Source organism: Roseateles sp. P5_B10 (genome assembly GCF_056400485.1).
The window spans coordinates 1-1,521 of sequence record NZ_JBFULE010001065.1; the positions used below are offsets into that span (position 1 = coordinate 1).

Genomic DNA, 1,521 nt, shown 5'->3' on the forward strand with positions numbered 1-1,521 from the left:
GCCTTGAAGACCCTGACGCCATGAGCCGTTTCGCCACGCCCACGCCCGAGCAGACCGCCGCGGTCGATGCCGCCATCAAGACCCGGCACTCGCTGCGCGCCTTCCTGCCGAAACCGGTGCCGCGCGCGACCATCGAGGACATTCTTGAGGTCGCCTCCTGGGCGCCCTCTGGCACCAACACCCAGCCGTGGCAGGTGCATGTGATGACGGGTGCGGCGTTGACGCGCGTGGCCGGCCGCATCCAGGCCGCCTACCTCGACCCCGAGCAGAACGCCGGCCACAAGGAGGAATACGCCTACTACCCCACCGAATGGCGCAGCCCCTACATCGACCGCCGCCGCAAGGTGGGCTGGGATCTCTACGGGCTGCTGGGCATCGCCAAGACCGACAAGTCGCGCATGCAGCACCAGCATGGCCGCAACTTCATCTTCTTCGACGCGCCGGTCGGCCTGATGTTCACCATCGACCGCGTCATGCAGCAGGGTTCGTGGCTGGACTACGGCATGTTCCTGCAGAACATCATGGTGGCGGCCCGTGCGCGCGGCCTGCACACCTGCCCGCAGGCCGCGTTCACGCAGTTCCACCGCGTCATCGCCGAGGAGTTGCAGTTGAGCAGTGAACAGATGGTGGTCTGCGGCATGTCCATGGGCTGTGCCGACCCGGATGCCATCGAGAACAGCCTCGTCACCGAGCGCGCGCCGGTGGCCGAGTTCACGCGCTTCATCGAATGAGTTTCTCCGGCGCCGAACTCGGCCTGACCTGGGCCGCGCCGTTCGCGGGCCTGCTGTTGTCGATCGCCGTCATGCCGTTGGCCGCGCCGGCCTTCTGGCACCACCACTTCGGCAAGATCGCCGCGGGCTGGACGCTGGCCTTGCTGATCCCGTTTGCGCTCGCATTCGGGGCGGTAGAGACCGGCGGCGTGCTGGTGCACACGCTGGTCGAGGAATACCTGCCTTTCACCATCCTGCTCGGCGCGCTGTACACGACGGCCGGCGGCATCTTCATTCGCGGCAATCTGCATGGCAGCCCGGCGCTCAACTCGGGCTTGATGCTGCTGGGCGCCGCACTGGCCAGCTTCATGGGCACGACGGGCGCCTCCATGCTGCTGATCCGCCCGCTGATCCGCGCCAACGACAACCGCCGCCACAACGCCCATGTCGTCGTCTTCTTCATCTTCATCGTCAGCAACGTCGGCGGGTCGCTGACGCCGCTGGGCGACCCGCCGCTCTTTCTCGGCTTCCTGCAGGGCGTCAGCTTCTTCTGGACGGCCGGGCAACTGTGGCAGGAAACGCTGTTCCTGCTCGCCGCGCTGCTCGCCGTGTTCTGGGGCATCGACGCCTGGCTCTACCGCAAGGAAGGCATCACGCCCGCTGACCCGACACCCGACGCGCCCCGGCTGGGTCTGGAAGGCGTCATCAACCTGCTGCCGCTCGTCGTGGCCATCGGCTTGGTGCTGATGAGCGGCACCTGGAAGCCGGGCATCGTCTTCGACCTCTGGGGCACGCCGCTGCCGTTGCAGGC

The 1,521-nt window shown here is 67.3% G+C and carries 2 protein-coding genes; both read left to right on the forward strand.

The window, feature by feature from the left end:
* Positions 1 to 20: 20 nt before the first annotated feature.
* Complete coding sequence (locus tag AC1DU6_RS30835) at positions 21 to 731, forward strand: nitroreductase (RefSeq protein WP_477861909.1); 711 nt, start codon at positions 21 to 23, stop codon at positions 729 to 731.
* The coding region (locus AC1DU6_RS30840; RefSeq protein ID WP_477861907.1) for a sodium:proton antiporter at positions 728 to 1,521 on the forward strand (794 nt) is incomplete at its 3' end. The genes AC1DU6_RS30835 and AC1DU6_RS30840, both read left to right, overlap by 4 nt.